Below are 25,550 nucleotides of genomic sequence, written 5' to 3'. Positions count from 1 at the left end.
CCCCCCGCGCGACGAGACCCCCGAGCAATGCTCGGGGGCCTCGTGTCGGGGTCCTCGTGTCGGGGTCCTCGTGTCGGGGGCCTGCGAGACCGCGGAAAGCTCAGCCGCGCCGGCGTCCGGGCTCGGACGAGGATCAGAAGTGCTTGTTCTCGTTCTCCGGGTTCTCGGTGGTGGGGGCGTCGGAGATGACCGTCTCCTCCACGTGCTCCTCGGCGTCGACCGGCACCTCCGTCGTCGCGTTGGCCGGCTCCGCCTCGGAGGTGTCGTCGGCGGGGGCGTCCATCACGTCGTCATCCATGTCGAAGGGGCCCTTGTCGTCGCGCGGCTGGGTGGTCGCGCCGCGGCTGCTGACGACGGTGCGGCCGCGTTCGGCCATGTCCTTGTAGCCCTTCTGCACGTCGTCGATGAACTTCGTGAGCTGGTCGGATAGCTGATCGAGGAACTGCTTGGCGCCCGGCGACGTGGTGTCGGGGTGCGTCTCGGCGTACTGCGCTTTCTGGGTCTCGTAGAACGCCTTGGCCTTGTCGGCGACGACGTTCGCGAAGCCGGCTGCGGCGTACGCGGTCTCGGAGGCGAACTTCATCGCCTGGTCGGCGAGCTTCTCGCCGGACTGCCGCTCGGAGCCCTTCTGCTCGTCGGACGGGCCGTTCGTGAACTGATCGGTCATCGGATTACTCCTTGTTCTGTGCCGGTTCGGCCGGCGGTTTCGGGGATGAGGGCTCGCTTCGGCTTTCCGCGCCGGAGACGAACGCCAGGTAGACGTCGGTCAGCGCCTGCTTTTGGGCATCAGACAGCCGTCGATCGTTGTGGATGGCGCCCACCACCGACGACGGACGCTCCGCGTCCGGGTCGATCATGCCCGCCTTGACGAACAGGGACTCGGCCGACACCGACAGGGCGACGGCCAAGCTCTGCAACACCTCGGCGGACGGCTTGCGCAACCCGCGTTCGATCTGGCTGACATAGGGATTCGAGATCCCGGCACGCTCGGCCAGCTGGCGTAGCGACATCTCCGCCGCGCGGCGCTGGGAGGCGATGAACTCGCCGAGGCTCGACGAACGCGGCGCGTCCGGCGAAGCCTCGGTGGGTTCGTTGTCTGCCATGACCCCAGTTTGCTAGCTGTAGTTAGCGCTTTTCAACCCCGGACGCCGGGGGAAGTCCCCCATCCGTCCCTGAGAGCGCTTGTCGCAGGCCCGTAGGCGCCCCGACCCGGACGCCCGTCGCTAGCGCTGTTAGCAAATCGAGACCACGCTCAGGATCGCTGTCGGCCGGCACGCCGATCCTGGGGCGCCCCCGGCCGGGATCGGCCCGGCGCCGGCCCCGCGCGGCCGCGTCAGTCCACCACGCCGCGCTTGCGGCGTCCGGCTCGGGCGGTCAGGCGGTAGCGGGTGACGCGGGTGATCATCGGGTACTCGACCGGGCGATCGTCGGGTCCGGGGAGGTCGGCGTCCAGTTGCGCGCGCACGGCGGCCAGGCGCGCACGGCGCGCGGCCGGCGACGCGGTGAGAAAGAAACTGAACGTGGTGACGAGGTCCACCAGAGCGCCCTTGGTGAGGGGACGCCGCCACCGCACCTGCCACTCCTCCCGCGGCTGGAAGTCGGGGCTCGGGAACCGGGGCATCCGGCGGGTCGCCGGCGGCCGCTGCTTCAGCCCGCGCTGGGCGAGCTGGTAGCGCTGCACCCACGGCTCGCGGACGTCGGCGTCGTTCCAGAGCATGGCGAGCGTCCCGCCCGGACGCAGAACCCGGGACGCCTCGGCCGTCGCCCGAGCGCCGTCCACCCAGTGCCACGACTGGCCGTAGACGACGGCGGCCACCGAGTCGTCCGGGAGGCCGGTCCGCTCTCCGGTGCCGACGGACGCCTGGGCGTCCGGGTGACGGCGGCGGAGCACGCGCAGCAGGTCGTCCGACGGATCGATCGCCCGGACGCCGTGCCCGGCTCCCAGCAGGACGCCGGTCAGCTTCCCGGTGCCGGCGCCGACGTCCGCGACGTCGCCGGCGGGGGCGTCCGCGAGGGCCCAGGCGACGGCGGCGTCCGGGTACGACGGCCGCAGGGCGTCGTAGCGCTCCGCGGCCGAGCCGAACGGGACGTCGGGCGGCATGAGCCTCCTCTCCGCAGCGAACCTACCCCGGCCGGACGCCCACGGTGCGGAATGCGCGCGCGGCCGACGTGGTTACGGTGGAGGCAGGAGGTACAGATGGTTGGGATGACGAGGCAGGTCGATCCGCGGGTGGCGCTGCGCGGGCGCGACCACGAGATCCTGGGGCGCTGCGAGCACGAGGTGTTCGGGCGCGACGTCCGGGAGGTGCCGGAGGGCTCCGAGGTCGCCTACCTGGCCCTCGGCTGCTTCTGGGGCGCCGAGAAGCTGTTTTGGCAGCTCGACGGCGTCACGAACACCGCGGTCGGCTACCAGGGCGGGTTCACGCCGAACCCCACCTACGAGGAGGTCTGCTCGGGGCGTACCGGTCACGCCGAGACGGTCCGGGTCGTCTTCGACCCGGCGCGCGTGTCGTACGCCGAGCTGCTCGCCGCCTTCTTCGAGGATCACGACCCCACGCAGGGGATGCGTCAGGGCAACGACGTCGGCACGCAGTACCGCTCGGCGATCTACACGACCTCCGACGAGCAGGCCGCGGTGGCGGCCGAGGTGCGCGACCGCTTCCAGCGGGCGCTGAGCCAGTCGGGCTACGGCGAGATCACCACCGAGATCGCCCCCGCCGGCGACTTCTACTTCGCCGAGGAGTACCACCAGCAGTACCTCATCAAGGTGCCCGGCGGCTATTGCCCGCTGCACGCGACCGGGGTGAAGTGCGGCTGAGCGCGCTCGTCCCGGACGCCGCGGTGCGGCTGGGTCGCGGGCCCGGTACGGCCGGGTGAGCGGCGAGAACATCACGACCGGCCGAACCGCCGGTACAGGCAGAGCGGCCGCCCGCGGGCGGCCGCTCTTGGATGACGGGGAGACGAGGCCGTCGACGCCCCGGCGGTAGGTCGTCGGCGACTAGGCCGTCGTCTGATCGTCGATCGGGGCGTCCGGGGCGTTCTTCTGCACCGAGGCGATGCCGCCGAGGGCGCTGCGCTTGGTCTCGTAGGCCTCGCCGCCGGTGGCGATGATCTGGCCGTTGCTCGCCTTGAGGCGGAAGCGGAACTTTCCCGAGGCGTCCTTGTAGAGTTCGAACTTCCCCGCCATGGGGCCCTCCTTAGGGTGTGACTGAGGGCACGGTACAACGGCGTCCGGGCACCCGAGCACAGCGCGCGGGCCGCGCAAGGTCACGATTCGGTGCGTAGATTGGGGCCATGCCCCTCGACTTGCACCTGCCCGCCGAGCTCAACGCCTGGGTCCGGCCCGACCTGGTGGAGGATCCCGCGGGATGCCCGCCCATCCGGTGGGGCATCATGGGCGCCGGCAACATCGCGCGCACGTTCGCGACCGACGTCCGGGCCACCGGCGCCCGCGTGACGCTGGTGGGCTCGCGCAGCGCCGACCGGGCGTCCCGGTTCGCGGCCGAGAACGGCGTCCCGACGTGGGTGGAGGGGTACGAGGCGCTCGTGAACTCCCCCGATGTCGACGCGGTCTATGTGGCCACCCCGCACTCCGAGCACCGCGATTGTGCGCTGCTCGCCCTCGCCGCGGGCAAGCACGTGCTCGTCGAGAAGTCGTTCACGCGCACCGCCGCCGAGGCGCAGGAGGTGTTCGACGCCGCGCGGGCGTCCGGGTTGTTCGCGATGGAGGCGATGTGGTCGCGGTTCCTACCGCACTACCTGGTCACCAGCGAGTTGCTCCGCAACGGGGCGCTCGGCGAGATCTCCCAGATCGCCGCCGACCACGGCCAGGCCATCTCGCACGTGCCGCGACTGTACGACCCGACGCTCGCCGGCGGAGCGCTGCTCGACCTGGGTGTCTACCCGATCTCGTTCGTCCACTTCCTGCTCGGCAAGCCGCAGCAGGTCGCGGTCGTCGGCACGCCGTTCCCGACGGGAGTGGACGCCAGCAGCGTCGTCGCCCTCGGCTACCCGACCGCCGACGCGGTAACGACGTCGACGATGGTCGCGACGACGGCGAGCAGCGCCTGGGTCGCCGCGACGCGGGGGCGCGTCGAGTTCGCGCCGCGGTTCTACGCGCCCGGCCCGCTGACGGTCCACCTGGCCGACGCCGAGCCGATCGTGTGGGACGCCGGGGTCGAGGGAGGGTTCCAGTTCGAGATCGCCGAGGCGTCCCGGTGCATCGAGAAGGGTCTCACCGAGTCGACGATGAATCCGTGGCAGGACACCCTCGAGGTCATGGCCCTGCTCGACGAGGCGAGGCACTCGATCGCGTCGATAGTCTGAACGCATGCAGCCTGAGGACCTTCCCCTTCTCAACACGCTGTCGGAGCCGGCCGTCGCGCCGGACGGGTCGTGGGCGATCGTCGCGGTCACCCACCCCGATCTGGACGCCGACGCCTACGTCGGTCAGCTCTGGCGCATCGACCTGACCGGCCAGCAGCCGCCGCGGCGGCTGACCCGCGGTTTCGCGGACACCCAGCCCCGCGTCTCCCCGGGCGGCGGGCTGGTCGCGTTCCTGCGCGCCGGCGCCGGGGAGCGGCCGCAGCTGCACGTCATCCCCGTCGACGGCGGCGAGGCCGCCCAGGTGACCGACGCCAAGCTCGGCGTCTCGGCGTTCGAGTTCAGCCCCGACGGACGCCAACTGGCGTTCGTGGCCCGCGTCCCCGACGACGGCCGCTACGGCACCCTCGACGGGGTGGACGCCGACGCCGAGGACGCCCGCCGCATCGACACCCTGACCATGCTCGGCAACGGCGTCGGCTGGACCAACGACCGCCGCCACCACGTCTTCGTCGTCGACGTGCCCGACCCGTTCGCCGCCCCGCCCGTCACGCCCGTCGGCCGCGCCGCCCGCGGCCGGACGCCGGAGGAGCTTCGCGCCCTACGCGTCCCCCACGCGATCCAGGTCACGCAGGGCGACGCGGACTACACCGAGCCCGTCTACACCCCCGACGGCCGCGGCATCCTCGTCACGTCCGCGCTCCAGGACGACCGCGATCGCACCCTCGTCACCCACCTCTACCGCCTCAGCCGGCACACCGGGCCGCAGCTCGTGGAGACGCCGGTGTCGGCGTCCGGGGCGTGCTTCTCCGGCGATGGGCAGACGCTCTTCTTCCTCGGCAGCGACCTCGGCCCGTCGGGCCGCGACTTCGTCGGACGCCTCACCGGCGTCTACGCGATGCCGGCGCGCGGCGGCGTCGCCCGTCGGCTCACCGACGACCTGCTCATCGAGGGTCCGCTCCGCGCGATCGACGGGGACGCCGTGCTCGCCAGGGCGGACGTCCGCGGTCGGCACGCGCTGGTGCGGGTGTCGGCGTCCGGGCGGGTCGACGAGTGGACCGGCGACTTCTCGGTGCTGGGCGCCGCCTCGGCCGGGCGGCGCGGGGTCGTGGCGACCGCGTCCGACCCAGGGACGCCCGGCGAAGTCGCCCTGCTCTCCGAGCGCGGCGAGGAGTGGCTCACCGACTTCGGCGGGCCGCTGCGGGAGGCGTCCGAGCGGATCAGGCCGGTCGAGCTCACCGCCCACGCCCCCGACGGCCACCCGGTGCACGGCTGGGTGCTCGTGCCGGGCGACGAGGGGCCGCACCCGGTCGTCCTCGTCATCCACGGCGGGCCGCACGCCGCCTACGGGCCCGACTTCTTCGACGAGTTCCAGGTGCTCGCCGAGGCCGGCTACGCGGTCGTCGCGTGCAACCCGCGCGGGGCCGCCGGCTACGGCGAGGAGCACGCGCGGGCGATCCAGGGCGACTTCGGCAACCTGGACGCGGCCGACGTCCTCGCGTTCCTCGACCACGCGCTCGAGGTGACCGACGGGCTGGCGTCCGACCAGCTCGGCATCATGGGCGGCAGCTACGGCGGCTACCTGACGGCCTGGATCATCGCCCACGACCACCGCTTCTCGGGGGCCATCGTCGAGCGCGGGTACCTCGACCCGGCGTCGTTCGTCGGGGCGTCCGACATCGGCTGGTACTTCGTCGAGCAGTACAACGGCACCGACCGGGCCCGGCTCGACGCCCAGTCGCCGACGCTGCTCACCGATCAGGTCCGGACGCCGACGCTCGTCATCCACTCCGAGCAGGATCTGCGCTGCCCGATCGGTCAGGCGCTGCGCTACTACACGCAGCTCAAGCTCGCCGGCGTGGACGCCGAACTGCTCGTCTTCCCCGGCGAGAACCACGAGCTCTCCCGGTCCGGACGCCCCCAGCATCGCCTCCAGCGCTACCGGGCCATCCTGTCGTTCTGGCGCCGGCATTTGCCGCGACGGTGAGGGGTATCCTCATCGGGTGACGAAGCCCTTCCAACGGCGCCTCAGGTGCTCCGCCGTCTTGGTCGGCGCCCTGCTCGTCACCGGGTGTCAGCCCGCGGTGCTGCCGAGCCCGACGGAGACGTCCGGGTCGCCGAGCCCGTCGGCGTCCCCAGCGGTCGACATGACCCAGCCGGGCGCCGCGCAGGCGATGGTGCGCCGGCTCGTCGCGGCGTCGGGCAGCAGCCGGGTCATCATGGTCGAGGTCCGGCACTACGCGGCGTCGGTGAGCGTGCTCGACGCGAGCGGCAAACCCGTCACCTGGGCGTACCGCGACGGCCGGGTGCAGCAGGTGGCGTCCGACCTGGCCTACGTCGACCAGGCGACGTTCGACCCGGCGAAGTACGACCTGTCCGACGTCGGGGCGCTGTTCCGGGCCGCGGCCGCCGTGTCGGGCTCCGATCAGCAGCAGGAGTTGCAGATCGTCGACCGGCAGATCATCGACCACAGCGCGAGCGAGATCCTGATGGCCGTGTCGACGATGCCCGAGACCCGCACTGTCTTCTTCTACCCCGACGGAACCTTGCTGCCCACGCTCGACTTCCGCACCGAGTGGGGCATCTCGCGCGGGCTGTCGGACGCCATCGGCTCGCACACCTCCGCCGTGCAGGTCGGCGTCGGCACCGAGACCGGCGCGTACATCGACTTCCCGGGGCCCAACCAGACCACCGCCCGCCGGCAGCGGACGCCGAAGTTCCCCGTCACGATCAGCCAGCGCAACGAGCAGCCGAGCAACGCCGCGTTCGACCCGCGGCTCGTGCGCTCCGAGGTCGTGTGGCGCACGCTCACGAACGCGGCGTCCGGCAGCGTCCCGTATACCGACAGCTGGTCGGTCGTCGCCGACGACCGAGCCCGCCTCGGCACCCCGCGCCTGTACTTCACCGTCGGCGCCCAGCGCTTCGTCACCGACCTCGCCGGCAACCGCGTCCAGTAAGGACGCCGCTGGCCCGGCCCGCGGGGGTGCGGGCGGCGTCCGGCTGGCCGCCTCCGCTCACCCGGCGCGCAGGTGCTCGGCGCCGGCGGCGTCCACCATGCGCTCGAGGGTGTCGCCCGGGCCGGCGAGCACGACGAACTCGGTGTTGCGCAGGTGCCCCTCCTGCCCCACCCGGACGCCCGCCGGGTTGAACACGCCCAGCTTCGCCCCGATGTAGCGACGGGAGTCGAACGCGAGGACGCGGACCTCCTCGCCGCGGTCGCGCATCATCGCGACGAGGTCGTCGATCGTGACGAACCCCTCGTCGCTGAACGACACGGCCACCACCTCGGCCCGGACGGCCGCGATCGTGCGCGCGAGGGCGTCCGGCATGGTGCGGCGGCTGTTGAAGGGGCTGCGCGTCTCCGGGTCCCGCGCGTCGAGCCGCTTGCAGGCGACGCCGTAGTGGCCGGGTGCGTCCCACCGGACGAGGGTCTCCCACACGTGATAGTTCGTGAAGTAGCGGTGCTGGTTGTAGGGCGGGTCGAGGTAGGCCAGCCCGACGGGTTCCATGGACGCCGCGTACGCCGTCGCGTCGCCCCGCACCGCGCGCCCCGCGCCGGGCGTCAGCACCGGCGGACGCAGCCGCAGCGGCTTCAGCGACCGCGGCGCCCACTGCTTCAGGTAGCTCATCTGGAGGCCGATCGTCGAGTCGACGGCGTCCGCGGCCTCGAGCAGCGAGGTCAGCAGGATCGGGCGCAGCGGCGACGCGCCGTACCACTCGTCGATGCCGTCGCGGATCGCGTCGATCCGAACGCCGTTGTCGGGGTGGAAGTAGCGGGCCTGCTCGCAGAACACCTCCGTCACATACCCCCGGACGCCGGGCCGACCCTCCAGCCGCGCCAGGGCCTCGGCGACCTCGGCCTGGTCGACCCGGTCGGCGTCCGCCTCGACGTAGCAGCCGGCCAGCACGTGGGAGTAGGCGGCGACGTCGACCGCGGTCGTCGTCAGGCCGCGGCGGCAGAACTCCTGCGCGACGCGGGTGGTGCCGGTGAATAGGTCGACCGCGGTCGCGGCGCCCGAGGCGTCCGCGAGCCGCCCCAGGACGCCGACCAGCGCCCGTTTGGACCCGAGGTACTTGATCACCGGCGGCCCGCCGGTTCAGCGGCTGGACGCCATCACGCGCCGGACGACCTCAGTTGCCGGACGACGAGAACGTGTTGCACTGGTTCGGATCGCCCGTGGTGAAGCCCTGCGCCATCCAGCGCTTGCGCTGAGCGGACGACCCGTGCGTCCACGCGTCGGGGTTCACCTGGCCCTGGCTGCGCTGCTGGATGCGGTCGTCGCCCACGGAGACGGCCGCGTCGACCGCCTCGTTGATGTCTTGCTGGTTCACGGACGCGATCGGCGAGTTCGGGTCGCTCGTCGCGTTCTTCAGCCAGACGCCCGCGTAGCAGTCGGCCTGCAGCTCGAGCGCGACCGCGGCCGAGTTGGCCCCGGTCTGCTGCCCCTGCGACTGCACGCGCGCCATGACGCCCGTGAGGTTCTGGATGTGGTGCCCGTACTCGTGGGCGATGACGTACGCCTCGGCCGCGTCGCCGCCCTGGGCGCCGAGCTGGCCCTTGAGGATCTGGTCGAAGAACGTCGTGTCGAGGTACACCGTCTTGTCGTTGGGGCAGTAGAACGGGCCGACCTGCGAGGTGGCCGTGCCGCACGCGGTGGACACCTGCGAGTTGAACGTGACGGTCTGGGCCTTCTGGTAGCCCTGCATCGTCTGCCCCCAGAACGACTGGATGGCGTTCGTATAGGCCACGAAGCGACAGTTGCGATCTTCGTTGATGGACGCCCCCGTCGTGCAGTGCGCGTACGGGTTCGGCTGCTGCGCCCCACCCTGGTCGGTGGTCGTGCCCGACCCGAGAATGTCGGCCGGGTTGATACCGAACAGCAGAGCCAGCAGCAGGACGATGACGCTCACCCCGCCTCCGACCGCGATGCGGCCGCCGCCACCACCCCCGCCCATCTGCGACGGATCGAGCTGCGCACCCTGGTTGTACTGCACGGCGTCCTCCATGACTGGCCCGATTTGACGCGATGAGCATAGCCGCTAGTGACGACAGAATCCGAGGCCCCCTGGCTCTGCAGCGTGCGTCGACTGGATTGTGAGGGACCGAAGAGTCATAGTGGGCGGCATGCAGATCGTGGGCGTGGAGGTGGGCGGGGGGTCCCCCGTCTTCGCTTACACGCTCGGGCACGGCGAAGATCCGCACCAGCGGGCGTGGGAGGACGGGTACAAGATCATCCGTCCGCTGTCGGCGACCGGCACGATCGAAGACCTGGTGGTGACGGTGCAGGTCACCCCGCATGGGCGCCTCGTGAACCCCCGCGGGCCGCAGCGCACGCGCACGATGATCCGCGGGCTGAACCTGAGCGAGGCCGAGCCGGTGCGGCGGCAGCGCGCCGCGGCGTACGCGATCGTGGTGAGCGACCGGGGCATCCTCGCGACCGAGTTCTCCGACCGGACGGCTGTGCCCGGCCTGTGGAGCCTGCCCGGCGGCGGCATCGACGAGGGCGAGGGCCCCGCGCACACCGTGCAGCGGGAGGTCTACGAGGAGACCGGGCAGCACGCCGAGGTGAAGCAGTTCATCGACGTGCAGACCGACCACTGGATCGGGCTGTCCCCCACCGGCGTCATCGAAGACTTCCACGCCGTCCGGCTGATTTATGCGGCGAACTGCCACTGGCCGACCGACCCGATCGTCCACGATGCGGGCGGCACGACCGCCGATTCGGCCTGGGTTCGTCCCGACCGGTGGCGCGAGTTGCCCTGGGCGACCGGCGCGATGTCGCTGCTGAACCGCCACGCACCCAACCAACTTCGCCTCTGGCGCTGGGAGCAGCAGCAGCGGCTCGCCTGAGTCCTTGTCCGTTTTCGTGGGACGCCGCCGTCGGGTTGCGACCCTTCACTGCGGCCCGATCGGACGCCGTCGCATCCCGAGGTGCGCTCGCACCGCCCGCCCAGCCCGCGCCCGCGGCGTCCGGCACGATCGTGGGACGCCGAACGGCCCGCCCCTTCAGGGACGGGCCGTTCGCTGAGCGTAGAGCGCTAGTTGCTGCGGAAGTACGACAGGATGCGCAGGAGCTCGGTGTAGAGCCAGACCATGGTGACGGTCAGGCCGAACGCGGCCCGCCACGACTCGCTCGCCGGGGCGCGCTGGGCGATGCCCTGCTCGATGTAGTCGAAGTCGAGGATCAGGTTCGCCACCGCGAGGAAGAGGCAGATCAGGGAAACGACAATCGCGAGCATGCCCGCCCCGGGGCCGATGCCGCGGATGCCCAGGTTGATGCCCGCCAGCGCGAAGCCGAAGTTCACCAGCATGAGCACGGCGGCCGCGATCGTGCCGATGGTGATGATCTTGCGGAACTGGTTGCCCACCTTGATCCGGAAGAACTTGTACGCGGCCAGCGTCACGCCGGCGGCGATGAACGTCGCGAAGATTGCCTGCACGACGATGCCGTTGTACAGCGTCTCAAAGAGCTTGCTGAACGCGCCGATGAAGACACCCTCGATGACCGAGTACGCGAGCACCGCGGCCGGGTTGACGCGGCGTCGCAACGACACGAAGAGGACGGTCACGAAGCCGACCAGCGCGCTCACGATCACGGCCGGCATGATCATCGACACCGGCAGGAACATGAACGTGACGGCCGCGGCGAGCACGAGGACGCCCATCGTGATCGCCGACTTCGTGATGACGTCGTCGATCGTCATGAAGCCGCCCTCGCCCTGCTGCGAGTACTCCGGCTGGCCGTAGGGCTGCTGGTCGTAGGGCTGCTGATCGTACTGGCCGTACTGAGGCTGGGGCTGGCCGTAGGGCTGCTGGCCGTAGGACGGCTGGCCTCCGTAGCCCTGGCCCTGGGCCGGCTGGAAAGCCGTCGGCCGGTTGAAGACGGGGTTGTTGCTACGCACTGAAAAGTTCCTCTCGTGGGTCGCGTCCATCGTAAACAACGCCCGGACGAACACGGACCTTCCCGCCCCGCGAATCCGGGACGGCCCAGGGGTGCCCCCGGTGGGAGTCGAACCCACACTGGAGCGGGTTTAAGCCGCCGGCCTCTGCCGTTGGGCTACGGGGGCGTCCGGGGGGACAGCTTACCGACCGGGGCGGCTGCCCGTCCGATGCGCGCTGGGACGCCGGGCACGGGATCGGGCTGATGCGAAACGCTGCAGGTCTTGTTGAAACGCTGCAGGTGTTCCCGCGAACGCTGCAGGCGTTCTCATCACGCCGGGCTCCGGCGGGAACGCTGCCTTACGTAAGGCAGCGTTCTCGATTAACGCAGGCGTCCGCGCAACGCTTGCAGCGTTCTCGCAACGCTGCAGGCGTTCCCGGACGCCGGCGACCGGGGACGGTGCCCGCTCGCGCGCGTGGGCGTCCGAAGGGAGCGTGGCGGACGCTGGAGGGCGTCCGCCGGGGGCGTCCGTCGCAGGGGCGTCCGGTCCAGGGGCGTCCGTCGCGGGAAACAGTCTCCTCCGCCGAGGGCGTCCGGGGTGTGCGACAACCTCCACACCAGGATGTGGAGAACGTCAGGTAGAAACGCCCACGCGAGGCGAGCTCACCCCAGGCGGCCGGAATCCGCCAGCAGGTCGAGGACGAGCCCGTCGAGGATGTCCGACTCGCTCACCGACAGCGGCGCCTCGACGCGGGCGCCCACCCGGGCGGCGATGAGGGCTCCCGCGCAGATGACGTCGGCCCGCTTCGGCTGCAGGCTGGGGATCCTCAGCACCTCGGCCACCGGCGTGCTCAGCAGGCGGGCGGTCACGGCGTCCAACTCGTCGTGGGTGACGGTCGACCCGTGCACGGCCCGCCGGTCGTACGTCGTGAGGCCCTGCACGATCGCCGCCAGGGACGTCGCCGTGCCCCCCACCCCGAACCAGGTGCGGGCCGCGGCCACGTCGACGCCGGAGTCGTCGATGAGGGCGTCCACGAACGCGGTCGCCGCCGCGATCTCCTCCGCGGTGGGCGGGTCGGAGTGCAGGAAGCGCTCCCGCACCCGCACCGACCCCATGTCGAGCGACCGGGCCGCCGTCACCTCCGGACGCCCCCCGCTCAGGGTGCCGAGCACCAGCTCCGTCGAACCGCCGCCGATATCCATGACCAGCGCGGGCGCCGTGACGGACGCCGCCGCCGACAGCGCCCCGACGAACGACAGCCGCGCCTCCTCATCGCCGGAGATGATCTCGGCGTCCACGCCGAGCCGCTGCCGGACGCCCTCGAAGAAGGCGTCCCGGTTGCCGGCGTCCCGCGCCGCCGACGTCGCGACGAACCGGACGCGCTCGGCGCTGGCGTCCGCGATCCGGCCGGCGAAGTCGTCGAGGGCCGCGAGCGTGCGATCGAGCGCCTCGGGCGCGAACTCGCCGGTGGCGTCCACCCCCTGGCCCAGCCGGGTGAGGTGCAACTCGCGCGCGACCTCGGTGAACGGCCCCGACCCGTCGCCGCGGGCGACGAGGAGGCGGACCGAGTTCGTGCCGCAGTCGATGGCGGCGACGGTCAGCTCAGACATGGGGACTCCCAGAACTCGCCGAGGGCATCCAGCACTTCGTCGCCCAATGGATTGACGCCCCGCCCGGCCGCGAGGGCGTGCGCGGCCAGAACGTGCAGGCACTTGACTCGCGTCGGCATGCCGCCCGCGCTGATGCCGTGGATCTCGTCGACAGAGCCCAACTGCTCCCGGTCGGCGAGATAGGCGTAGTGGGCGCGGCCGTAGCCGGCCGCGAGCTCGGGATCGCTCGCCAGGCGCTCCGTCATCTCGGCCATGAGCCCGGACGCCTCCAGCGTCGAGCACGCGGCGACCGCCCGCGGGCAGGTCAGGTAGTACACGGTCGGGAAGGGCGTGCCGTCGGGCAACCGCGGCTCGGTGACCACGGCGCCGGGCTTGCCGCACGGACAGCGCCAGGCGACGCCGGCCACCCCGCGCGGCGGGCGCCCCAGTTGCTCGGCGACGACGGCCTCGTCGGCCTCGGTCAGAGGTTCACGTTGCACGCTTCGCACCCTAGTCGCTCAGCCGGACACCCTCCACCGGCACAGCGCTCCACGGGTCGGCCCGCCGAGCGTCAGCGTCGGGCGGCGCCGGGCTCGTCGGCGGTCTTGACGGAGCTGGACAACCGATCCCACCACCGGGGGGACAGATCGGTGACGCCCTGGCGGTCGAGACCCGCCACGTCGGCCCCGGCGGTGATGACCGTGCCGTCGGCCCCGATGACCCGGTAGCCGACCTCGCCGGGCATGACCCAGCCGAGCCGCGTGCGGGCCTGGCTCTTCACGAACGCCGGATCGTGCCACCGGTCCAGCTGACGCTGCAGGTCGGACGCCCGCTGCGACCGCTCCGCGATCTGCTGCTGCGTGGTCGCCATGGTGCTCTGCTGGACGAGGTAGGTCCGCAACGAGTTCACGTACGACAAGGCCAGCAGCGCCAGCACCGCGAAGAACACGAGCGCGCGCCGGGTCAGGCCGAGGTTGTTCTTGAGGGTGGGTCGCTTGATCTTGCTGCGGAGCGCGCCGAACGTGCGCCCCGCCCGGGACGCGCCGGCCTCGCGCTCCACCGGCGTGGACGCCGACCGCGCCGTGCGGGCGCGACGCTGCCCCCGCCCCGGACCTGCGTGCGTGCGCATCGAGCGCTTGTCGCGGGCCATGCCGCTCCCCCTTTCCGCGATTCCCGCCCAGGATAGGCACCCCGCCACGCCAATCGTGGGACGCCGCCCGGCCGGGGTGCGGATCCGTGGGCCCCGTCGGCCGTCCGGACGCCGCCCGCTCGGGGCGACACACGCACGCGGCAGGCGTCCGGACGCACACCGGCCGGGCCCCGAAGGGCCCGGCCGGGTGCTGGTCGACCGCGACACCGTGCCGGACGGCCGCGTCGCGGTGAGGGGATCAGCCCTTGAACCGCGGGAAGGCGGAACGACCGGCGTAGGACGCGGCGTCGTCCAGATCCTCCTCGATGCGGAGCAGCTGGTTGTACTTCGCGAGGCGCTCGGAGCGAGCCGGGGCGCCGGACTTGATCTGGCCGCAGTTGGTGGCGACGGCCAGGTCGGCGATCGTCGTGTCCTCCGTCTCACCGGAGCGGTGGGACAGCATGCAGCGGTAGCCGTTGCGATGGGCGAGCTCGACGGCGTCCAGCGTCTCGCTGAGCGAGCCGATCTGGTTCACCTTCACCAGCAGCGCGTTCGCGGTGTCGGTGTCGATGCCCTTCTTGAGGCGCTCGGGGTTGGTGACGAACAGGTCGTCGCCGACGATCTGGATCTTGTCGCCCAGCTCGGCGGTGAACTTGGCCCAGCCTTCCCAATCCTCCTCGTTGAGCGGATCCTCGATCGACACCAGCGGGTACTTGTCGACCCAGCCCTCGAAGATCTTGATCATCTCGTCGGAGGACTTCTTGGAGCCCTCGAAGGTGTACACGCCGTCGTCGTAGAACTCGGACGCCGCGACGTCGAGCGCGAGCGCCACGTCCTTGCCGGGCTCGAAGCCGGCCTGCTTGATCGCGTCGACGATCAGGTCGAGCGCCTCGCTGTTGCTGTCGAGGTTCGGGGCGAAGCCGCCCTCGTCGCCCAGGCCGGTGGCCAGGCCGCGCTCGTGCAGCACCTTCTTGAGCTGGTGGTACACGCCCGCGCCCATCTGCAGGGCCTCGGCGAACGACTCGGCGCCGATCGGCGCGATCATGAACTCCTGGACGTCGACGTTGGAGTCAGCATGGCTGCCGCCGTTCAGGATGTTCATCATCGGGACGGGGAGCACGTGCGCGTTCGGGCCGCCGAGGTAGCGGTAGAGCGGGAGGCTCGCGGACTCGGCCGCGGCGCGGGCGACCGCCAGCGAGACGCCGAGGATGGCGTTCGCGCCGAGCTTGCCCTTGTTGGGGGTGCCGTCGAGCTCGAGCATCGCGAGATCGAGGAGGCGCTGCGCGTCGGCCTCGAAGCCCATGACCTCGGGAGCGATCTGCTCCTGCACGTTCTCCACAGCCTTCTGGACGCCCTTGCCGCCGTAGCGCTTCTTGTCGCCGTCGCGAAGCTCGACCGCCTCGAAGGCGCCCGTGGACGCGCCGGACGGGACGGCCGCGCGACCCTCGGAACCGTCATCGAGGATGACCTGAACCTCGACGGTGGGGTTGCCGCGCGAGTCGAGAATCTCGCGTGCGTCAACGAATTCGATGGTTGCCACGATTCTGCCTTTCATTGAAGGAACATCGCGGTTCACTCTAGTGGTGATCCCGGCGCCCGTCGCGCCTCCCCGAGATGAACGTCCCATGACGTGGCACAGGGCTGGCACGCCGCCTGCCCGCGCCGGCGCCGGCGGGCGCCGCGGCGTCCGATCAGAAGGCCAGCGCCGCCGCGCCGAGACCCGCGCCGGCCGCGAGGACCGACCCGATCAGGGTCCAAACGGCGTACTCGGCGCCCGCGCGCGCGTCGTGCCCGAGCACGAGCCGCACCGTCTCGACGGAGGCGGTGCTGAACGTGGTGTACCCGCCGCAGAACCCCGTCCCGACGACGGTCCGGACGTCGTGACTCAGACCCGTCCCCGCGCCGAACGCCACCCAGCCGGCCAGGAAGCCGAGCAGGAGTGAGCCGGTCACGTTGATCGTGAGCGTCCCGATCGGCAGCCGGGACGACGCCCTCCGGGCGATCGCGGCGTCCACCACGAACCGGGCGACCGCGCCGAGTCCGCCCGCGAGCGCAACAAGCAGCATGATCATCGGACGCCTCCCGCCCGCGCGAGGCGCCGCGCGGCCAGGATGCCGAGCGCGGCGGCTCCGAAGCCGAGCAGGACGGTGGCGACCCCGTAGGCGATGCCGAGGAGGCGTCCCGGGCCGGGCAGCGCGGAGGCGACCTCCACGGCGAACGTCGAGTACGTGGTGAACCCGCCCATGAACCCCGTGCCCACGCCCAGGCGGACCGCGCGGCGGACCCCGGCGTCCGGGCCGAGCCGGGCCAGGAGTTCGAGCAGGAAGCCGAGCGCGAGCGCGCCCGCGACGTTCACCGCGAACGTCGCCCAGGGCCACCCCCCGGACGCCGTCGGCAGCGCGTTCGCCAGGCCCGCGCGCGCCAGCGTCCCCAGGGCGCCGCCGAGCGCGATGAGCCCGAGCAGCGCCGGGTCGCGGTAGGGCGGGCGGGGGGCGGGAGCCGGGCTGGTCACTCCCACGGGGCGCGCCCCCTCCAGTCGACGACCTCCAGCGGCACGACGACCACGGGCCGGTGCTGGCGGTGCGAGAGCTGCATCGACAGGGCCCCGTCGACGAAGTCGGCGAGGCGCCTCGGGCGTCCGACGCGGGCGCCGACGACGAAGGCGGCGGCGTCCACGGCCCGGGCCAGGTGGGTGAGCGCCCGATCGACGCGGCCCGCCAGGTAGCGGACGTGCCACTCCACGCCTTGGCCGGCCATCGTGGCCTCGGCCTCCGCCCGGAGCGCGCGCTCGGTCTCCGCCCAGGCGTCGCCGGCGGCGTCCGGGTTGATCGGCAGGTGCCGCACCGTGCCGTCGGGGAACTCCTCGTCGGTGTAGCGCGTCTGGTCGACGTAGGCGAAGTAGACCGCGGGCGCGCCGGTCGCACGGGCCAGCGACGCGGCCGTCAGCCCGACCAGGGGCGCCTGCCCCGGGACGGCGGCGACCACGATCGCGTGGCCCGCGAAGTCGGTGAGGCGGGACGGGTGCGGCTGGGGCGGGACGCGCTCCACCATGGGGACACCTCCGAGCGGTCGGGCGTGCAGGGACGCTGTGCGCGGCACACTACTCCCGGCGTGACCACCCGAATCCGCACGATCGAGGGGAACCCACGCGCATCGGATGCCCGCGGGGGTATGGTGGCCGCCACGGACCGCCACGAAGGAGCCCCCATGGAGATGTCACCCGAGACGCTGCGCCCGGCCATCAACCGCCTCAAGCGGGCCCGCGGGCAACTCAACGGCATCATCGACATGATGGAGCAGGGCCGCGACTGCGAAGAGATCGTCCTGCAGATCGCGGCGGTCTCCAAGGCGCTGGAGCGGGCCGGGTTCGCCGTCGTCGCGACCGGCATGCGGCAGTGCCTGGCCGACGACACGATGGACGCCGACCGGATGGAGAAGCTCTTCCTCACTCTCGCCTGAGGCCCACCCTGCCCTGAGGCTCACCCCGGCCTGAGGGCGGACCAGGTGAGGTAGCCGCCGTCCAGGTTGCGGACGCGGCGTCCGTGCTGGGCCAACAGGCTCTCGGCGACGTGCCCGCGCAGGCCGACCTGGCACGTGACGATGACGTCCCCCTCGGGGACCTCGTCGAGCCGGTCGCGCAGCTCGTCCACCGGCACGTTCACCGAGCCGGGGATGTGGCCGCGCTCGAACTCGGCGGGCGTCCGGACGTCGACCACGGGCACCCCGCGCCGCTGCTCGTCCGCCACCTCGTGCCACTGCACGGAGTCGGCTCGCCCCGACGCCAGGTTGTCCGCGATGAAGCCCAGCATCGTCACCGGATCCTTCGCCGAGCCGAACTGGGGCGCGTACGCGAGCTCCAGATCCGCCAGCCCGGACGCCGTCACGCCGCCCGCCATCGCCGTCGCGATCACGTCGATGCGCTTGTCGACGCCGTCCCGGCCGACGCCTTGCGCGCCGAGGATCGCGTCGGTCGCGGGGTCGACGAGCAGCTTCAGATGCAGCGTCTCGGCACCCGGGTAGTACCCGGCGTGCGAGCCTGGATGCGCGTGGATGGCCCGGTAGGGGCGTCCGGCCGCGCGCAGCCGCTTCTCGTTCCAGCCGGTCGTGGCGGCGGCCAGCCCGAACACCCGGACGATCGCCGTCCCCAGCACCGGCCGTGACGCGGTCTCCCGGCCGCAGATCACGTCGGCGACGAGGCGTCCGTGGCGGTTCGCGGTCTGCGCGAGCGGGACCATCGCGGCCCCGCCCGAGACGGCGTCGGCCTTCTGAGCCGCGTCCCCCACCGCGAAGATGTGCTCGTCGGAGGTGCGCTGATGGTCGTCCACGACGATGCCGCCGCGGTCGTTGACCGCCAGGCCGGCGTCGGCGGCGAGCCGCGAGTCGGGCCGGACGCCGATCGCCGCGACGACGAGGTCGGCGGGCAGCCGCTCGCCCGTCGAGAGCATGACGTCCGCGGGCCCGATCGCGGTGACCGACACTCCGGTCGCCACCCGGACGCCGTGGCCGGCGAGCTCGTCGGCGACGAGCGCGGCCAGCTCGGGATCGAGCGGCGCGAGCACCTGGTCGGCGAGTTCGACGACCGTGACGTCGAGGCCGCGATGCACCAGGTTCTCGGCGACCTCCAGCCCGATGAACCCGCCGCCGATCACCACGGCCGTCCGGGGTTCGGCGGCGAGGGCCGCCACCAACGCGTCGGTGTCCTCGATGGTGCGCAGCGTGCGCGCCCGCTCGGCCCCCGGGACGTCCGGCACGATCGGGGACGCCCCCGGCGACAGGATCAGGTCGTCGTACGGCTCGTCGAACTCGCGGCCCGTCGCGACCTCGCGCACGCGGACGGAGCGCGCCGTGCGGTCGATGCCGACCACCTCGTGCCCGACGCGGACGTCGAGGCCGAAGCGGCGCCCCAGCGACGCGGGCGTCTGCAGCAGCAGGGCGTCCCTCTCGGCGATGACCCCGCCGACGTGGTAGGGCAGCCCGCAGTTCGCGAACGACACGTACCCGCCCCGCTCGAAGACGGTGATGACCGCCCGCTCGTCGAGGCGGCGCAGCCGCGTGGCGGCCGACATGCCGCCGGCCACGCCACCCACCACGACGACCCGGCGCGGCTCCGGCGCGCCTTCGGATTGCGTCGCGCTCATCGGCCGAGCAGGCGGCTCAGGAACCCGCCGGACGGCGTCCGCTCGCACGTGCACCACTGGCCCGGGGCCACCCCCGCGCGCACCTGGGCCACGTGCTGGCCGCACCCCGCCCACGTCGTCTTGCCGCACTTCTGACAGGTCACCGGACGACACATTCTCGCTCCCTCGCGTCTCGCGGCCGACCCCTCGCGGGACGGCCGCCCCAACGATATACCCCCCGGGGTATCTTCACCACCCAGGCCGACCCGGCTGAGTGGGATCACTCGGAGGCTCGCAGCCCCTCCTCCAGCGCGCGCAGGGCCGCGCGCGTCGCCTGGTCGGCGTCCACGCCGGACGCCTGCGCCCGCGCGACCAACGCCAGGACGCCGCGACCGACGGCGTCCGCGTCGATCGGTTCGTCGGGCAGCGGGACGCCGACGCCGTGCGCCCGCGCACGGCTCACGACCTTGGACGCCCTGGCCAGCGTCGCCAGCGGGCCCGGGATGCCGTCGAGGGCGGACTGACGACCCTTCTCGGCCTTCTTGCGCCGCTCCCAGGAGGCGTTGAGGTCGTCGGGGACGTCCGCGTCGGAGAACACGTACGGGTGGCGGCGTTGGAGCTTATCGGCGATCTGGCCGGCGACGTCGTCGATGTCGAACCGGCCCTCTTCGGCCGCGATCTCGGCGTGGAAGAAGACCTGCAGCAACAGGTCGCCCAACTCCTCGCGCAGGTCGACGTCGTCGCCGGCCTCGATCGCCTCGACGACCTCCGCCGTCTCCTCCACCAGGTAGGTGACGAGGGACGCGTGGGTCTGCCCGGCGTCCCACGGACAGCCGGAGCGGATGGCGTGCATGACCTCCGCGAGCCGGTCGAGCCCGGGGTGCCGCGCCTCGCTCACGACGCGATCACGGGTTCGGCATCGTGGGCGCGACGCGCGACAGGCTACCGCTCGCGCCGCTGAGCTGGCAGGCGTCCGGCACCCACGAGCCGTAGCGCGGGTTCACCGAGATCTGCATGCGCGAGCACTCGGTGAGGTACTTGTCCTGGCCCAGCTTGCGGGCGACGATCACGTAGTCGGTCGCGTTGTCGACGTAGCGGCGGCCGCCCTCGGTCTGCGAGAGCTGCACGAGCTCGGGCACCTGCTTGACGATCTCGGCGCGCGCCTCGTCGGTCAGCGGCACGTTGTTGGTCGACGCCAACTGCTGGGCGACCTGCCCGTTGATGAGGGTGTTCACCACGGCGAGCCGGAGTTGGCCCGGCTGAGCCTGGGTGGCGGCGAGCAGCTCGGCGACGGTCTGGTCGACGTCGGCCTGGCGCACCTGCGTGTTGCCCACGATCGCCGCGTCGTTCGGGTTCTGCGCCGCGCAACCCACGAGTGCCAACGCACCCAACGTGACGGCCGCGAGTGCGTGGACTGCCTTGTTCATCGTGGGATGCTCCTCCATCGTGCGGTGCGGACCGGCCCGAGCCCCTCGGCGGGCTCATCGCGATCTTAGCGGCATCAGCCTTCCACCGAGTGGGCCGTTCCTCGGGAGTCGCGCCACGCGATCCTCAGGGTGCCCGGCCCGCCGGCGGTTGCCGGACCGGACACGAGCAGCACCGTGCCGTGGCCCGGCAGCTCGCCCACCGCGTCCGGCGCCTGGGGGACGCCGCGCCCCGAGGTCCCTGGTCCACCCGCCGTCGGACTCCCAGGCACCCAGCGTCCGCAGGGCGGCGTCCAGCATGAACGCCGTGAACGACGCGTCGCGGCTGCCCGCTGCTGCGCCCATCTCGTCCTCCCGTCGTGGTTTTCTGCCTGCACTACGGACGAGGGGCCGGATTGGTTGCCCACAGCGACGATCTCGGGCGTCAGGCGAAGAGGTCGGTGACGGCCTTCGTGGCCCACGCCAGCAGGGCGGCGTCCTTGACGGGCTGGCCGCCGATCGGCCGGGTGACCGGCCGCGGCAGCAGCACCTGTCGAGACGCCTTCAGCACCTTCGAGCCCGGGTACAGCCGGCCCAGCCGCAGCACGCGCGAGTCGGGGAGGTCCGCCGGGCTGAACCGGATGTTCTGCCCCGCCGAGATCACCTCGGTGAGCCCCACGCTGCGGCACAGGATGCGGAAGCGGGCGACCTCGAGCAGCGCCTCGACCGGCTCGGGCGGCGTCCCGTAGCGGTCGGTGAGCTCCGCGCGGACGGCCGCGAGGTCGTCCTCGCTGCGCACCTGCGCCAGCCGCTTGTACATCTCCAGCCGCAGCCGTTCGGACTCGACGTAGTCGACCGGCAGGTGCGCCTCGACGGGCAGCTCGATCTTCATCTCGGGCTCGGGCTCGGTGTCCTCCCCGCGGAAGTCGGCGACCGCCTCCCCCACCAGCCGGATGTAGAGGTCGAACCCGACGTCGGCGATGTGGCCCGACTGCTCGCCGCCCAACAGGTTGCCGGCGCCGCGGATCTCCAGGTCTTTCATCGCGATCGCCATGCCCGCGCCCAGGTCGGCGTGCGCGGCCATCGTCGCGAGGCGGTCGTGCGCGGTGTCGGTGAGCGGCTTCTCGGGCGGGTAGAGGAAGTAGGCATAACCGCGCTCGCGGCCGCGGCCCACCCGCCCGCGCAGCTGGTGCAACTGCGACAGGCCCAGCAGGTCGGCGCGCTCGATGATGAGCGTGTTGGCCGTGGAGATGTCGAGGCCGGCCTCGACGATCGTCGTGCAGACCAGGACGTCGGCCCGCCGCTCCCAAAAGTCGACCATCACCTGCTCGAGCGCGCTCTCATTCATCTGTCCGTGCGCGACCGCGACGCGCGCCTCCGGGACGAGGTCGCGCAGCTTCGCCGCGGCCTTCTCGATCGTGCCGACGCGGTTGTGGATGTAGAAGACCTGCCCCTCGCGGGCCAGCTCGCGGCGGATCGCCGCGCGCACCTGGCCGTCGTCGTAGGGGCCGGCGAACGTGAGGACGGGGTGCCGCTCCTCGGGCGGCGTCGAGATCACCGACATCTCGCGGATGCCGGTGACGGCCATCTCCAGCGTCCGCGGGATCGGCGTCGCGGACATGGCCAGCACGTCGACGTTCAGCCGCAGCTTCTTCAGCGCCTCCTTGTGCTCGACGCCGAACCGCTGCTCCTCGTCGATGACGACGAGGCCGAGATCCTTGAACTGCACGGCGTCCGAGAGCAGCCGGTGCGTGCCGATGACGACGTCCACCGACCCGTCGGCGATGCCCTCGATCGTCTTCTTCGACTCCGCCGAGGTCTGGAAGCGCGAGAGCTGCGCGACCGTGACCGGGAAGCCGGCGTACCGGTCGGCGAACGTGGCGTAGTGCTGCTGCACGAGCAGCGTCGTCGGGACGAGCACCGCCACCTGCTTGCCGTCCATCACCGCCTTGAACGCCGCCCGCAGGGCGATCTCGGTCTTGCCGTAGCCCACGTCGCCGCAGACGAGGCGGTCCATCGGGACGATCTGCTCCATGTCGGACTTCGTCTCGTTGATCGCCGAGAGCTGGTCGGGGGTCTCGACGTAGCTGAAGGCGTCCTCGAGTTCGCGCTGCCAGACGGTGTCGGCGCCGAACGCGTGCCCCTGGGACGCCTGCCGCGCGGCGTACAGCTTGATCAGCTCCGCCGCGATCTGCCGGACGGCCCGGCGCGCCCGGCTCTTGCGCTTGGCCCAGTCGGCTCCGCCCATCTTGTCGAGCGCCGGCGCCTCGCCGCCGACGTAGCGGGTGACCTGATCGAGCTGGTCCATCGGCAGGAATAGCCGGTCGCCCGGCTGGCCGCGCTTGCTCGGCGCGTACTCCACGACCAGGTACTCGCGCGTCGAGCCGCCGACGGTGCGCTGCACCATCTCGACGTAGCGCCCGACGCCGTGCTGCTCGTGGACGACGTAGTCGCCCGCCTTCAACTCCAGGGGGTCGATCGCGTTCTTGCGCCGCCGGGGCATCTTGCGCGTGGACTTGTCGACATCGCGCTGCCCGGACAGGTCGCCCGCGGTGAAGACCGCCAGCTTCAGCGACTCGACGCGGAAGCCGTGCGGCAGGTCGGCGACGAGGATCTCGACGCGGCCGGCCAGGTCGGCGTCCGCGAGCACTTCGCGCAGGCGCGAGGCGCGGCCGTTGTTGTCGGCGACGAGGACGACGCGCCAGCCCTCGTGCACGGCGTCCGTCACCGCCGTCACCGCGCGCTCCACCTCCCCGCGGAAGACCTCGCTCTCGCTGGCTGGCACCTGCAGGGACTCCGGGTCCTCGGCGAAGCCCGACATCGTCCACCAGGACAGGCCGCGCCCGAGGGAGCGCGTGCGGACCTCGCCGAGCGTCCGGTAGGCCGACGCCTCCAGGTCGATCGGGGCCTCGCCGCCCTCGGCCGCCGCCTCCCACGAGGCGTGAAGGAACTCCTGGGACGTCTCGTGCAGTTCCAGCGCGCGGGCGCGGACCTTCTCGGGGTCGGCCACCGCCACGATCGTGTCGTCGGGGACGACGTCGACGAGCAGCTCCAGCCCGTCCACGAGCGCCGCCGAGAGCGCCTCCATGCCGTCGACCGCGTGGCCGTCGGCGATCCGCTCGAACAGCTCGCGCACCGGCCCGGGCACCCGGCCGTCGCGGGCGTGCGTGAGCGCGCGCTCGCGGACGGCGTCCGTGATCAGCATCTCCCGGCAGGGGGACGCCGTGATCTCGGGCAGCGTGTCTTCCTCCGACCGCTGGTCGGAGACCTGGAAGTGCCGGATCTCCTCGACGGTGTCGCCGAAGAAGTCGACGCGGACCGGGTGCTCCTCCGTCGGCGGGAAGACGTCGATGATGCCGCCGCGGACCGCGAACTCGCCCCGCCGCTCGACCAGGTCGACGCGCGTGTAGGCGGCCCCGACGAGCGCACGGGCGACGTCGTCGATGTCGTAGTCGTGCCCCGCGACCAGCGTCACCGGCAGCAGCGAGCCCAGCCCCTTGACCTGCGGCTGCAGGATCGCGCGCACCGGCGCGACGATGACCCGCGGCGCCGGACGCTCGTCGTGCCCGGCGAGCCGGCGCAGCACCTCGAGGCGGCGGCCGACGGTGTCGGAGCGCGGCGACAGCCGTTCGTGCGGCAGCGTCTCCCAGGCCGGGTAGTAGGCGACGGCGTCCGGCCCCAACAGCGAGTCGAGCGAGGACGCCAGCGTCTCGGCCTCGCGGTACGTGGACGTGACGAGCAGCAACGGTCGCGGCCCGGCGAGCGCGGCCGCGACCGGCGGACGCATCGCCTCGGGCATGGCGACGTCCAGCGTCGCGCGCGAACCGGCGCGCGCGGCGTCCATGAGTTCGGAGATGGTGGGTTCGGAGGCGACGAGCTCGATGAGGCCCGAAAGATTCACCGGACCAACCTACCCCGTCCCGCCAAACCAGCCCCCGGACGCCCGCCGCGCCGGCCGGTGCGCCCGGCGCCGGAGTCGAGCCGCGTCGGAGTCGAGCCGCGTCTGAGTCGAGCGGGACGCCGCGAGCCCGCGGCGTCCCGGTGTTAGCCTGCGCAGAGGGATCCGCGCGAGCCGACCAGGGCGCGCGTCAGACGCCGAGGAGATGTTGCCGACGATGATCGACATCCTGTCGGCCACGGTGCCCATCTTCCTGATCGTGGCGGTCGGGTTCGTGACGACACGGCTCGGCATGTTCGGGCGCGCCGACATGAGCGTGTTCTCGACGTACGTCATCAAGATCGCGCTGCCGCCGCTGATCTTCGTGAACGTGGCGGGCCGCTCGCTGGGCGAGATCCTGAACCCCACCTACCTGCTGGGCTACGCGGTCGCCGCCATGGCGATGGCCGCGCTCGGGCAGCTCTGGGGACGCCTCCGCCGCGTGAGCCGGACGCGCGCCGCTATGGTCTCCTTCGCCTTGTCGGGCACGAACAACGGCTTCGTGGGGTTCCCGATCTTCCTGCTCATGCTGCCGCAGGTGGCCGGGCTCGCGATCGGGATGGACATGCTCGTCGACAACACGCTGATCATCCCGGTGGCGCTGATTCTGCTCGAGTCGGCCGCGGGCCGCGACGAGCGGTGGAGCGTGCGCATCCGCGGCATCACCTGGCGCGTCGTCACGCATCCGCTGGTGATCGCGATCGTGGCCGCGGTCGTCGTCGGGGCGGTGGGGTTGCGGATCCCGCCGATGATCTTCCACGCGGTGGAGTTGCTGGCGAACTCGTCGTCGGCCGTCGCGCTGTTCTCGATCGGCGGCATGCTCGTCGGCCTGCGCATCGGCGGCGGGGTGGCCGACCTCGCCTTCTCGGTGCTCGCGAAGCTGCTCGGGATGCCGGCGCTCGCGGTCGGCCTGGCGGTGGGCCTGCCGCTGCTCGGGCTCCCGCCGCTGGCGCCGCAGCTTCGGGCGGCGTTCGTGCTGACGTGCGCGCTGCCGTCGGTGACGGTGCTGGCGACCCTCGGCGAGCAGTTCGGCGAGGGCGACTTCGGGGCGGCGACCATGATGACGTCGACCGTGGTGTCGTTCTTCACCATCACCGGCTGGATGGTCGCCCTCTCCGCCGTCGGGTGGCTGTGAGGGCGGGCCGTCGGGGCGGGCGTCCAGGGAACAGG

At 72.2% G+C, this 25,550-nt stretch carries 26 protein-coding genes and 1 tRNA gene; 7 read left to right on the top strand and 20 right to left on the bottom strand.

Annotation, left to right across the window (positions count from 1 at the left end; all coding sequences use genetic code 11):
- Window positions 1–133: 133 nt before the first annotated feature.
- The 3 genes from WMJ97_RS07880 to WMJ97_RS07870 form a co-directional block, all read right to left on the bottom strand.
- Complete coding sequence (locus WMJ97_RS07880) at window positions 134–667, bottom strand: hypothetical protein (RefSeq protein WP_347348430.1); 534 nt, start codon at window positions 665–667, stop codon at window positions 134–136.
- Between the two features lie 4 nt (window positions 668–671).
- Entirely contained in the window at window positions 672–1,103 is a 432-nt protein-coding gene (locus WMJ97_RS07875) for a helix-turn-helix transcriptional regulator (protein WP_347348429.1), read from the bottom strand.
- A 230-nt stretch (window positions 1,104–1,333) separates the two neighbouring features.
- Window positions 1,334–2,101 carry a class I SAM-dependent methyltransferase gene (locus WMJ97_RS07870; RefSeq protein WP_347348428.1) on the bottom strand — a complete coding sequence of 256 codons (768 nt, stop codon included), beginning with the start codon at window positions 2,099–2,101 and terminating at the stop codon, window positions 1,334–1,336.
- A 105-nt stretch (window positions 2,102–2,206) separates the two neighbouring features.
- Here WMJ97_RS07870 and msrA point away from each other — a divergent pair, with 105 nt between their 5' ends.
- Window positions 2,207–2,818: a peptide-methionine (S)-S-oxide reductase MsrA gene (gene msrA, locus WMJ97_RS07865; RefSeq protein WP_347348427.1), complete on the top strand. Its 612-nt coding sequence runs from the start codon at window positions 2,207–2,209 to the stop codon at window positions 2,816–2,818.
- Window positions 2,819–2,998: 180 nt separating this feature from the next.
- On the opposite strand, the gene WMJ97_RS07860 is transcribed toward msrA, so the two are convergent.
- On the bottom strand, window positions 2,999–3,187 hold the full coding sequence (locus WMJ97_RS07860; protein ID WP_347348426.1) for a YegP family protein: 189 nt from the start codon (window positions 3,185–3,187) through the stop codon (window positions 2,999–3,001).
- Window positions 3,188–3,294: 107 nt separating this feature from the next.
- Here WMJ97_RS07860 and WMJ97_RS07855 point away from each other — a divergent pair, with 107 nt between their 5' ends.
- From WMJ97_RS07855 to WMJ97_RS07845, 3 genes are read left to right on the top strand one after another with little or no spacing between them, the layout of a single operon-like run.
- Window positions 3,295–4,326, top strand: a complete 1,032-nt coding sequence (locus WMJ97_RS07855) for a Gfo/Idh/MocA family oxidoreductase (protein ID WP_347348425.1) — start codon at window positions 3,295–3,297, stop codon at window positions 4,324–4,326.
- A 4-nt stretch (window positions 4,327–4,330) separates the two neighbouring features.
- Window positions 4,331–6,310: a S9 family peptidase gene (locus WMJ97_RS07850; protein ID WP_347348424.1), complete on the top strand. Its 1,980-nt coding sequence runs from the start codon at window positions 4,331–4,333 to the stop codon at window positions 6,308–6,310.
- Between the two features lie 16 nt (window positions 6,311–6,326).
- Window positions 6,327–7,280 (top strand): hypothetical protein, encoded by a 954-nt coding sequence (locus WMJ97_RS07845; RefSeq protein ID WP_347348423.1) that lies wholly within the window; start codon window positions 6,327–6,329, stop codon window positions 7,278–7,280.
- Between the two features lie 57 nt (window positions 7,281–7,337).
- On the opposite strand, the gene WMJ97_RS07840 is transcribed toward WMJ97_RS07845, so the two are convergent.
- Together WMJ97_RS07840 and WMJ97_RS07835 are read right to left on the bottom strand one after the other, a co-directional pair.
- Complete coding sequence (locus WMJ97_RS07840; protein ID WP_347348422.1) at window positions 7,338–8,405, bottom strand: DNA adenine methylase; 1,068 nt, start codon at window positions 8,403–8,405, stop codon at window positions 7,338–7,340.
- A gap of 49 nt (window positions 8,406–8,454) precedes the next feature.
- Window positions 8,455–9,330 (bottom strand): neutral zinc metallopeptidase, encoded by an 876-nt coding sequence (locus WMJ97_RS07835; protein ID WP_347348421.1) that lies wholly within the window; start codon window positions 9,328–9,330, stop codon window positions 8,455–8,457.
- Window positions 9,331–9,448: 118 nt separating this feature from the next.
- On the opposite strand from WMJ97_RS07835, the gene WMJ97_RS07830 reads away from it, so the two are divergent.
- Window positions 9,449–10,174, top strand: coding sequence for an NUDIX domain-containing protein (locus tag WMJ97_RS07830; protein WP_347348420.1), 726 nt, complete (start codon window positions 9,449–9,451; stop codon window positions 10,172–10,174).
- Window positions 10,175–10,362: 188 nt separating this feature from the next.
- On the opposite strand, the gene WMJ97_RS07825 is transcribed toward WMJ97_RS07830, so the two are convergent.
- From WMJ97_RS07825 to WMJ97_RS07785, 9 genes are all read right to left on the bottom strand, one after another.
- The gene (locus tag WMJ97_RS07825) at window positions 10,363–11,226 is read right to left on the bottom strand and encodes a Bax inhibitor-1/YccA family protein (protein WP_347348419.1); all 864 of its coding nucleotides are present in this window, start codon (window positions 11,224–11,226) and stop codon (window positions 10,363–10,365) included.
- A 92-nt stretch (window positions 11,227–11,318) separates the two neighbouring features.
- A tRNA-Leu gene (locus tag WMJ97_RS07820) sits at window positions 11,319–11,391 on the bottom strand.
- Between the two features lie 476 nt (window positions 11,392–11,867).
- Entirely contained in the window at window positions 11,868–12,815 is a 948-nt protein-coding gene (locus WMJ97_RS07815; protein ID WP_347348418.1) for a Ppx/GppA phosphatase family protein, read from the bottom strand.
- Window positions 12,803–13,294 (bottom strand): DUF501 domain-containing protein, encoded by a 492-nt coding sequence (locus tag WMJ97_RS07810; RefSeq protein ID WP_347348417.1) that lies wholly within the window; start codon window positions 13,292–13,294, stop codon window positions 12,803–12,805. Before WMJ97_RS07810 ends, WMJ97_RS07815 begins: the two co-directional genes overlap by 13 nt.
- Window positions 13,295–13,365: 71 nt before the next feature.
- The gene (locus tag WMJ97_RS07805; RefSeq protein WP_347348416.1) at window positions 13,366–13,944 is read right to left on the bottom strand and encodes a septum formation initiator family protein; all 579 of its coding nucleotides are present in this window, start codon (window positions 13,942–13,944) and stop codon (window positions 13,366–13,368) included.
- A 238-nt stretch (window positions 13,945–14,182) separates the two neighbouring features.
- Window positions 14,183–15,463: a phosphopyruvate hydratase gene (eno, locus tag WMJ97_RS07800; protein WP_347348415.1), complete on the bottom strand. Its 1,281-nt coding sequence runs from the start codon at window positions 15,461–15,463 to the stop codon at window positions 14,183–14,185.
- A 151-nt stretch (window positions 15,464–15,614) separates the two neighbouring features.
- Window positions 15,615–15,995 (bottom strand): fluoride efflux transporter CrcB, encoded by a 381-nt coding sequence (crcB, locus tag WMJ97_RS07795; protein ID WP_347348414.1) that lies wholly within the window; start codon window positions 15,993–15,995, stop codon window positions 15,615–15,617.
- On the bottom strand, window positions 15,992–16,441 hold the full coding sequence (locus WMJ97_RS07790; protein ID WP_347348413.1) for a CrcB family protein: 450 nt from the start codon (window positions 16,439–16,441) through the stop codon (window positions 15,992–15,994). The genes crcB and WMJ97_RS07790 overlap by 4 nt, the downstream gene beginning before the upstream one ends.
- Window positions 16,432–16,974: a universal stress protein gene (locus tag WMJ97_RS07785; RefSeq protein WP_347348412.1), complete on the bottom strand. Its 543-nt coding sequence runs from the start codon at window positions 16,972–16,974 to the stop codon at window positions 16,432–16,434. The genes WMJ97_RS07790 and WMJ97_RS07785 overlap by 10 nt, the downstream gene beginning before the upstream one ends.
- Window positions 16,975–17,130: 156 nt before the next feature.
- Between WMJ97_RS07785 and WMJ97_RS07780 the strand changes: the two genes are divergently transcribed.
- Window positions 17,131–17,382, top strand: a complete 252-nt coding sequence (locus WMJ97_RS07780; RefSeq protein WP_347348411.1) for a metal-sensitive transcriptional regulator — start codon at window positions 17,131–17,133, stop codon at window positions 17,380–17,382.
- 20 nt (window positions 17,383–17,402) lie between these two features.
- Here WMJ97_RS07780 and WMJ97_RS07775 read toward each other — a convergent pair whose 3' ends face one another.
- From WMJ97_RS07775 to mfd, 5 genes are all read right to left on the bottom strand, one after another.
- Entirely contained in the window at window positions 17,403–19,061 is a 1,659-nt protein-coding gene (locus WMJ97_RS07775; protein ID WP_347348410.1) for an FAD-dependent oxidoreductase, read from the bottom strand.
- Entirely contained in the window at window positions 19,058–19,204 is a 147-nt protein-coding gene (locus WMJ97_RS07770) for a hypothetical protein (protein WP_347348433.1), read from the bottom strand. The genes WMJ97_RS07775 and WMJ97_RS07770 overlap by 4 nt, the downstream gene beginning before the upstream one ends.
- A 116-nt stretch (window positions 19,205–19,320) precedes the next feature.
- Window positions 19,321–19,893: a MazG family protein gene (locus WMJ97_RS07765; protein ID WP_347348432.1), complete on the bottom strand. Its 573-nt coding sequence runs from the start codon at window positions 19,891–19,893 to the stop codon at window positions 19,321–19,323.
- 52 nt (window positions 19,894–19,945) lie between these two features.
- Window positions 19,946–20,467 carry a hypothetical protein gene (locus tag WMJ97_RS07760; protein ID WP_347348409.1) on the bottom strand — a complete coding sequence of 174 codons (522 nt, stop codon included), beginning with the start codon at window positions 20,465–20,467 and terminating at the stop codon, window positions 19,946–19,948.
- 421 nt (window positions 20,468–20,888) lie between these two features.
- Window positions 20,889–24,287, bottom strand: a complete 3,399-nt coding sequence (gene mfd / locus WMJ97_RS07755) for a transcription-repair coupling factor (RefSeq protein ID WP_347348431.1) — start codon at window positions 24,285–24,287, stop codon at window positions 20,889–20,891.
- Between the two features lie 271 nt (window positions 24,288–24,558).
- Here mfd and WMJ97_RS07750 point away from each other — a divergent pair, with 271 nt between their 5' ends.
- Window positions 24,559–25,515 carry an AEC family transporter gene (locus tag WMJ97_RS07750; protein WP_347348408.1) on the top strand — a complete coding sequence of 319 codons (957 nt, stop codon included), beginning with the start codon at window positions 24,559–24,561 and terminating at the stop codon, window positions 25,513–25,515.
- Window positions 25,516–25,550: the final 35 nt, after the last annotated feature.

The organism is Nigerium sp. (genome assembly GCF_039811905.1).
Taxonomy (GTDB): Bacteria; Actinomycetota; Actinomycetes; order Propionibacteriales; family Propionibacteriaceae; genus Propioniciclava.
The sequence above is the reverse complement of the archived record's forward strand: the minus strand, read 5'-3'. Positions and strand labels throughout refer to the sequence as shown.

What these genes read in the sequence shown, in the direction of transcription:
- WMJ97_RS07875 (WP_347348429.1), bottom strand. Translation starts at nt 1,103, where the DNA reads ATGGCAGACAACGAACCCACCGAGGCTTCGCCGGACGCGCCGCGTTCG.
- WMJ97_RS07775 (WP_347348410.1), bottom strand. Translation starts at nt 19,061, where the DNA reads ATGAGCGCGACGCAATCCGAAGGCGCGCCGGAGCCGCGCCGGGTCGTC.
- WMJ97_RS07750 (WP_347348408.1), top strand. Translation starts at nt 24,559, where the DNA reads ATGATCGACATCCTGTCGGCCACGGTGCCCATCTTCCTGATCGTGGCG.
- WMJ97_RS07830 (WP_347348420.1), top strand. Translation starts at nt 9,449, where the DNA reads ATGCAGATCGTGGGCGTGGAGGTGGGCGGGGGGTCCCCCGTCTTCGCT.
- crcB (WP_347348414.1), bottom strand. Translation starts at nt 15,995, where the DNA reads ATGATCATGCTGCTTGTTGCGCTCGCGGGCGGACTCGGCGCGGTCGCC.
- WMJ97_RS07835 (WP_347348421.1), bottom strand. Translation starts at nt 9,330, where the DNA reads ATGGAGGACGCCGTGCAGTACAACCAGGGTGCGCAGCTCGATCCGTCG.
- WMJ97_RS07855 (WP_347348425.1), top strand. Translation starts at nt 3,295, where the DNA reads ATGCCCCTCGACTTGCACCTGCCCGCCGAGCTCAACGCCTGGGTCCGG.
- WMJ97_RS07860 (WP_347348426.1), bottom strand. Translation starts at nt 3,187, where the DNA reads ATGGCGGGGAAGTTCGAACTCTACAAGGACGCCTCGGGAAAGTTCCGC.
- mfd (WP_347348431.1), bottom strand. Translation starts at nt 24,287, where the DNA reads ATGGACGCCGCGCGCGCCGGTTCGCGCGCGACGCTGGACGTCGCCATG.
- WMJ97_RS07870 (WP_347348428.1), bottom strand. Translation starts at nt 2,101, where the DNA reads ATGCCGCCCGACGTCCCGTTCGGCTCGGCCGCGGAGCGCTACGACGCC.
- WMJ97_RS07815 (WP_347348418.1), bottom strand. Translation starts at nt 12,815, where the DNA reads ATGTCTGAGCTGACCGTCGCCGCCATCGACTGCGGCACGAACTCGGTC.
- WMJ97_RS07785 (WP_347348412.1), bottom strand. Translation starts at nt 16,974, where the DNA reads ATGGTGGAGCGCGTCCCGCCCCAGCCGCACCCGTCCCGCCTCACCGAC.
- WMJ97_RS07850 (WP_347348424.1), top strand. Translation starts at nt 4,331, where the DNA reads ATGCAGCCTGAGGACCTTCCCCTTCTCAACACGCTGTCGGAGCCGGCC.
- WMJ97_RS07880 (WP_347348430.1), bottom strand. Translation starts at nt 667, where the DNA reads ATGACCGATCAGTTCACGAACGGCCCGTCCGACGAGCAGAAGGGCTCC.
- WMJ97_RS07765 (WP_347348432.1), bottom strand. Translation starts at nt 19,893, where the DNA reads ATGCACGCCATCCGCTCCGGCTGTCCGTGGGACGCCGGGCAGACCCAC.
- WMJ97_RS07760 (WP_347348409.1), bottom strand. Translation starts at nt 20,467, where the DNA reads ATGAACAAGGCAGTCCACGCACTCGCGGCCGTCACGTTGGGTGCGTTG.
- WMJ97_RS07780 (WP_347348411.1), top strand. Translation starts at nt 17,131, where the DNA reads ATGGAGATGTCACCCGAGACGCTGCGCCCGGCCATCAACCGCCTCAAG.
- msrA (WP_347348427.1), top strand. Translation starts at nt 2,207, where the DNA reads ATGACGAGGCAGGTCGATCCGCGGGTGGCGCTGCGCGGGCGCGACCAC.
- WMJ97_RS07805 (WP_347348416.1), bottom strand. Translation starts at nt 13,944, where the DNA reads ATGGCCCGCGACAAGCGCTCGATGCGCACGCACGCAGGTCCGGGGCGG.